At 46.9% G+C, this 6,191-nt stretch carries 6 protein-coding genes and 1 tRNA gene; 4 read left to right on the top strand and 3 right to left on the bottom strand.

Annotated elements, in window-relative coordinates; all coding sequences use genetic code 11:
- Positions 1-260 precede the first annotated feature (260 nt).
- Positions 261-335 (bottom strand) — tRNA-Pro (locus tag GV030_RS21460).
- Between the two features lie 166 nt (positions 336-501).
- On the opposite strand from GV030_RS21460, the gene GV030_RS21455 reads away from it, so the two are divergent.
- Complete coding sequence (locus GV030_RS21455; RefSeq protein WP_159585559.1) at positions 502-1,272, top strand: TMEM175 family protein; 771 nt, start codon at positions 502-504, stop codon at positions 1,270-1,272.
- A 1-nt stretch (position 1,273) separates the two neighbouring features.
- Here GV030_RS21455 and GV030_RS21450 read toward each other — a convergent pair whose 3' ends face one another.
- Positions 1,274-1,816, bottom strand: coding sequence for a hypothetical protein (locus tag GV030_RS21450; protein WP_159585557.1), 543 nt, complete (start codon positions 1,814-1,816; stop codon positions 1,274-1,276).
- Positions 1,817-1,934: 118 nt separating this feature from the next.
- Here GV030_RS21450 and GV030_RS21445 point away from each other — a divergent pair, with 118 nt between their 5' ends.
- A complete protein-coding gene (locus tag GV030_RS21445) occupies positions 1,935-2,681 on the top strand; it encodes a hypothetical protein (protein WP_159585555.1) in 747 nt (248 codons plus the stop codon).
- 3 nt (positions 2,682-2,684) lie between these two features.
- Here the strand turns inward: GV030_RS21445 and GV030_RS21440 are convergent, their stop codons facing one another.
- Positions 2,685-4,076: a DUF4403 family protein gene (locus GV030_RS21440; protein ID WP_159585553.1), complete on the bottom strand. Its 1,392-nt coding sequence runs from the start codon at positions 4,074-4,076 to the stop codon at positions 2,685-2,687.
- A gap of 185 nt (positions 4,077-4,261) precedes the next feature.
- On the opposite strand from GV030_RS21440, the gene GV030_RS21435 reads away from it, so the two are divergent.
- Together GV030_RS21435 and GV030_RS21430 are read left to right on the top strand one after the other, a co-directional pair.
- Positions 4,262-4,948: an ABC transporter ATP-binding protein gene (locus tag GV030_RS21435; RefSeq protein ID WP_159585551.1), complete on the top strand. Its 687-nt coding sequence runs from the start codon at positions 4,262-4,264 to the stop codon at positions 4,946-4,948.
- Positions 4,941-6,191: an ABC transporter permease gene (locus tag GV030_RS21430; protein ID WP_159585549.1), complete on the top strand. Its 1,251-nt coding sequence runs from the start codon at positions 4,941-4,943 to the stop codon at positions 6,189-6,191. Before GV030_RS21435 ends, GV030_RS21430 begins: the two co-directional genes overlap by 8 nt.

Here is a 6,191-nt window from a genome sequence, read left to right as displayed (position 1 = left end):
GCAAACCCCTCGTGAATCTACGCTGCGCTCCGATTTCGAACCGACCCCCCGCTGGTTCTCATCCAGGCCATAAAACGCAAAAAGCCAACCTAAACAGGTTGGCTTTGCTAGTCGAGGTGACTGGATTACTCATACGCACAGCCATGCGCGCAAACCCCTCGTGAATCTACGCTGCGCTCCGATTTCGAACCGACCCCCCGCTGGTTCTCATCCAGGCCATAAAACGCAAAAAGCCAACCTAAACAGGTTGGCTTTGCTAGTCGAGGTGACTGGATTCGAACCAGCGACCCCCACGTCCCTAACGTGGTGCGCTAACCGGGCTGCGCTACACCTCGATCTTTTGAGAGGGCCAAAATTATACAATTATTCCTCGCATATGAATCACTGGTTTTAAAATTTGAATGAAAATCTACAATTAGACTCTAACTCCTGCGTCCTGACTCGATTATTAAGTTCATCGTCGTGTAAATCATTGGCAATATTTAGCTATTTTGAATCATCATGAGAAAACTGATGAAAGATCAGGAGGTAGGTCTGGATCCTTATTTCAGATACAGAGGAAAAAATCAAACGCGCGTAGAAGCCTTCACAGACGCTGCTTTTGCACTGGGCATCACCCTCATCGTCCTCTCAACTTCCGCTCCCAATACTTTTGAAGAGTTGTGGCTATCCATGCGCGACGTGGTCCCCTTCGGACTGTGCGTCATACTGGTAATGGTCATCTGGTACCAGCATTATATCTTTTTTCTTCGCTACGGCTTGCAGGACTCACGCATCATTACCCTCAACACTTTCCTGATTTTTCTGATCCTCATTTACGTCTATCCGCTCAAATTTCTCTTCAAGATCCTTTTTGATCTGTATGTTGGGCTATTCACCTCGGATCGAGAAATATTCCAACATCTTTTCACCTCCGTAATTAAACTAGAAGACACACCCACCCTCATGATGCTGTATGGATTAGGAGCAGCATGCATATTCTTTACCATCAGTCTCATGTATCGTCATGCGCTGAAAATAAGCTCTGAGCTGGAACTGGACGAGTATGAAATTCACGAGACCAAAGCGGCACTCCGTACCAACCTCCTAATGGGAATCATTCCACTCCTGTCTGCGCTTATTGCCTTATCTGGCCTATTCGGAATGCACAACTTTACAGTATCGGGCTTCATTTACATGCTCTATCCACCCGTGATGATCACTCATGGAAAAATGGCTCAAAAGAGGCGGGATCAGCTCCTAAAAAAACTCAACCTCCAACCCGACAAGTAGATTATAAAACTTTGGCATCCACGAAAAAGACGCTTTTGATGGTGACTGTGATGTCATTGCTGATGGTCTTATCCGTTTTGGTAGTGGTCTTAAATGTAAACTGATCGCTCGTCACATAATCCTTGAGATTGACCGATCCTTCCACGTCCATTTCGAGCGAGGTGAGTCCTTCTTCCGGAATGTTAGTTTTGGTGGCAATCACCTTTTCGCTGAGTCCTTCTGCATTGATGGAAATGGTGATTTCATTTAAAAAATCAAAGTCAACATCAGCCGGGGTTTTAATCTCGAGTCTCATCGACTGTAAGTTGACTTCCTCCACCTTGTCCTTCCTGGTATTGTTAGCAGAAAAGGTAGAAGAAGAATTAGAAGAAATTTCCGGTGTGCGGGCAGTAAATGGAATGGCAGTGCCCAACCCCCCACTGTAGGTGAATTCTGAGGTGTAATCCATGGTAAACTGAGTGAAATCCAGTTTTTCACACCCAAAAAAAACCGTGGAAACGAGCAAAAAAACAATAATTGATCTTATTTTTTCCTTCTTTTTCATACCATAGCAACCTATTCAGGTGCATATTGTTCCTTTAATACAACATTTGATCTTCCAATTAATTGTGCGCTTTTAAACGGTCTTATCAAATAGCGTGTCTATAAAGCAAATACAACTAATGAAACCTATTCTCCTTTTGCTGCTGAGTGTGATGTTTTGGAGCTGCCTGGAAAGCACTCTGGATACAACGGATAAAATCACGGATAATGCCATCAATTATCTGGGGCCGAATCATGACGTGGGAGATGTTCCCAATGATTCGTACCGGATCATAGGCATCACTCCGTCCCAAAACACCTGGAAAGTAATCGTGGAATATTCCGGAGGTTGCAACGAGCATCTTTTCTATACCTGGTGGAACGGAAATACCACGGGTGATAATGTGTCCGTCTATCTTTTTCACAATTCAAATGGAGACAATTGTGAGGCCGTAGTGAGAGATACCATCAACATCGATATCCATGCAGCATTGATCAACTCTGTAGCTTTGGAAGAAACAAGCGTTTCTGTCATCAACGCCAAGAGTCTCAAAAGAATACGGGTAGACCCATACCTGGCTCTCCTCCCTCAGGGAACTGAATGCCTTCAGGTAGTTTCACTTCTCGGCACCTCATGCGGCGATGGTATCTGGGATAACCAATGGATGCTTTTGGCTGACACTTTTCTCACACACCAAAAGGTGTGGTTTCAGCCAGTAAAAAACAGCACTAACGTGGAAATAAGGAAACCTGAGGCTGGCAGCTATTCCATAGCGATTACACTCCTCTTTGGATTCAAATATGACTCCTCCTCAGATGCCACTTGCCAAAGTCTGCCCGAGGGTGCCATCGTACCTGTGGCCATCAACTGCCTGGACAAACTGTGAAACTTAATCTCTGTTTTTAAAAAGCCCTTTTTTGAGGTTCAGCTGAGACCATCCTTCCAGATAAAAAATCCATTGAATGGCATCCTCTGTGAGCCGCAGCTGGTAAGAGGTCACTTCATCAAAACCAATCTGCAGATCCAGTTTCTCTGCCAGATGTGATTTGTCCAGACCTGTCATAATCAGTTCATCCAGGTCTTCCAAAAAGGGCTGCATATCCATCCTTACCTGCTCGGCCACATATCGCTCCGCAAACTCATGCACTGCCCAGTCGGTCATGGCCACCCACTCATCATCCGCATCTATCTCGTAAGCAAACCCCTCCAGCACCAGCTCCCTATCCTCATTCAGTACTGGCCGCCCCGTGGCATACACTATCCCATTCAGATCACCGGTAGTGTTCAGCTTCACTTTGAGCTTTTGACCTTCACGCATGATCTGTGCATCTGTTACCCGCACTTTGTATGCCTCATAAGTAAACTCATGCTGAGCAAGTTCTCGCTTCAGTGTTTGTGAGAGTAGGTCATAAGGCAAATTGATCTCAGGGTACACCAGCAATGCCGCCCGGGTGTTGAGTGGCTCCCCTCTGCTGGTCAGCGGCACCTTTACTTCCACATCTCGTTTGATCGGCGAGATGTTGATTTTGGTACGGAACTCCACATGTACCGATAGTGTGTCCTTCTCCAGCGGCACCAGTGTGCCATTTAACGCAACAGGGTTAGAGTACAACCACAACTCCTGAGGCCTCTTCGCTATGCGCTGGGGCTTTTGCAAATCCATCCATACCTTCTCCACGGTACCTCTGAAGTCCACCGCCTTATTCAGGGCCCCACAAATAATATCAGACAGCTGATCTTCATGCTCCTCCAACGCCTTGTCGATGGTTCCCTCCACATTAAAGGTCATCCCCATGATGGATATTTTGGAACTCTCCCCCAAATCAAAGCCCTTGTACTCACAAGTGACATTCATATCCCAGTTCTCATCTATACCCACAGTAGCCGATGCCTTGAGTAGCCCACTGAATTTTACAGGTGCATCGGCATTGGAGAAAGTCACACCAAGTACTTTCTTACTAATACCAGCTTCCACATCCAGAGGGATCGAGGCAAAGATTTCATTCTTTCTTATGGCCAGGTTGAGTTTCCCTTTGCGCTCCACTTTCAGAAAAAGGGTATCTCCCTTTCCTTTCAGGGGAAGGGCATCATCCAGAATGAGCTTGGGGAGCACTCGGTTCACACCATCCTCCAACTCACCCACCGGGAAATTGACCCGGAAACTCAGGTAGGAAGGCAGGGTCTGAAGGGGTGGGAGGGCCGCTTCGCTTTCCTTTTTGGTACTCCTGTCACAAGCCATCAGTGCACCTAAGAGCACCAGATACAGACAAATTTTTCTCATCCTTTGGTTTTGAAAGTGAAAAAAGAAAGAAAGGAATTCAATCACAACTATTCTCCCTCTTTTAGCGCCATTTATCTTAAAGTATCGAGCACCATGTCATGCCATTGTGACATTTATTTACATTAAAAAACACCATATTTCTTCATTTCAGCGTTAATTAGATCATTCATCCAAACCTAACCCGAATGCTGACTCTGGAAAATATCCATAAATCTTACCACTTGGGTAAGCAATCGCTCCACGTCCTGAAAGGGGTGAATGTCAATGTAGAAGAAGGGGAACTGGTCTCCATTATGGGGTCTTCCGGATCTGGTAAATCCACATTGCTCAACATCCTTGGCATCCTGGATAGCTACGATGAAGGAAGCTACACCCTGGGTGGTCACCTGATCAAAAACCTGTCTGAAGGAAAAGCCGCACAACTCAGAAATGAACTCATCGGTTTTGTCTTTCAATCGTTCAACCTGCTCAATTTCAAAAGTGCCATTGAAAATGTAGCCCTGCCTCTTTACTACCAGAAGATCGGCAGAAAAAAGCGAAACAAAATTGCCGAAGGCTATCTGGAAAGAGTGGGGCTCAAAGACTGGTCTCATCACCTGCCCAACGAAATGTCCGGCGGGCAGCGGCAGCGTGTGGCGATAGCCCGGGCCCTCATCACCAACCCCAAGATCATTCTGGCTGATGAACCTACCGGTGCGCTTGACAGTACCACATCACATGAAGTGATGGAAATTTTTAAGGAGGTGAATGCCAATGGCAAAACCATCCTGATCGTGACGCATGAAAATGACGTGGCAGCTGCCACCCAAAGGGTAATCATGATCAAAGACGGAACAATTCTGAGCGAAAACCACGACATGAGCCATGTTTGATCTGGATAAATGGCAGGAGATCTTTCAAACCATCACCAAAAACAAGGTGCGTACGTTTGCTACGGCCTTTGGGGTGTTTTGGGGTATCCTCATGTTGATTCTTCTCCTTGGAGCAGGACAGGGCCTGCAAAACGGAGTGCAGCAGAGTATGCTCCTGGATGCCATCAATAGTATCTGGGTGATCCCTGCCCGCACGTCCATCTCTTACGAAGGGATGCCAGCAGGCAGACAGCACCCCTTTCAGGAAGAAGATCTGGAATCCGTCTTCACGGAGGTGTCCGGCATAGAGTTTATGTCTCCCGAAAACTGGCTCATGGGCAACTACATCGTGAAGTATAAAAACCGTGGGAGTGCCTTTGGGGTGTATGGCACCAAATCAGACTATTTTGACATCAAGGTGACCATGAAAATACAGTCTGGCCGATCCCTCAATTTGCTGGATGACAGGGAAAAAAGGAAGGTTTGCTACATCGGCAACCGGGTCGCTGAGTCCATTTTCCCGGAAGGGGTAGACCCTGTGGGTGAATACCTGGATATCAAAGGCAGTATGTTTCGGGTAGTTGGTGTTTTCAAGTTTGAAGCTTCCAACGGAATGGATCAGGCCCAGAGAATCTACGTGCCGTTTTCTACTTACCAGCAAATTTTCAACCCAGACAAGTCAGTGTCGCTTTTCGCTGTGACTACCGCACCGGGCACCATGGGCAAGCAGCTGGAAGGAGACATCCTGGAGCTCCTCAAAATAAGGCAAAGCATCCACCCGGATGACGATCAGGCTTTTTGGGTTCACAATCAGGAAGAGAATTTTCGGCAGGTTCAGAATCTCTTTAACGGAATTAAAGCCTTCATCTGGCTCGTGGGTATAGGCACGCTCACAGCTGGCATTGTGGGGGTGAGCAATATCATGATTATCGTAGTGAAAGAACGCACCAAAGAAATCGGAATTCGCAAAGCCATGGGTGCTACACCTAACTCCATTGTGGGGCTCATCCTTCAGGAGTCCATCTTTATCACTGCCGTGGCTGGGTATTTTGGATTGTTCATGGGGGTGGTGCTTTTGGAATCCGTGAACTATGCTCTGGAAGCTATGGGTGCGGATTTGGATTTTTTCACCCGCCCGGAGGTCAATTTTCGTGCAGCCATTACCTCTCTGATCATTTTAGTGGTCTCAGGGGCCCTGGCCGGCCTCTTCCCGGCGCTCAGAGCTGCACACATTAAACCCGTAGACGCCCTAAAAGACGAATAA

This window comes from Marinoscillum sp. 108, from assembly GCF_902506655.1.
Lineage (GTDB): Bacteria > Bacteroidota > Bacteroidia > Cytophagales > Cyclobacteriaceae > Marinoscillum > Marinoscillum luteum.
Note: the sequence above shows the minus strand (reverse complement) of the source record. Positions and strands in the feature narration are given on the sequence as shown.

Bases quoted from the DNA above. Each gene is read 5' to 3' on its own strand.
- GV030_RS21435 (WP_159585551.1), top strand. From the start codon at position 4,262: ATGCTGACTCTGGAAAATATCCATAAATCTTACCACTTGGGTAAGCAA.
- GV030_RS21430 (WP_159585549.1), top strand. From the start codon at position 4,941: ATGTTTGATCTGGATAAATGGCAGGAGATCTTTCAAACCATCACCAAA.
- GV030_RS21440 (WP_159585553.1), bottom strand. From the start codon at position 4,076: ATGAGAAAAATTTGTCTGTATCTGGTGCTCTTAGGTGCACTGATGGCT.
- GV030_RS21445 (WP_159585555.1), top strand. From the start codon at position 1,935: ATGAAACCTATTCTCCTTTTGCTGCTGAGTGTGATGTTTTGGAGCTGC.
- GV030_RS21450 (WP_159585557.1), bottom strand. From the start codon at position 1,816: ATGAAAAAGAAGGAAAAAATAAGATCAATTATTGTTTTTTTGCTCGTT.
- GV030_RS21455 (WP_159585559.1), top strand. From the start codon at position 502: ATGAGAAAACTGATGAAAGATCAGGAGGTAGGTCTGGATCCTTATTTC.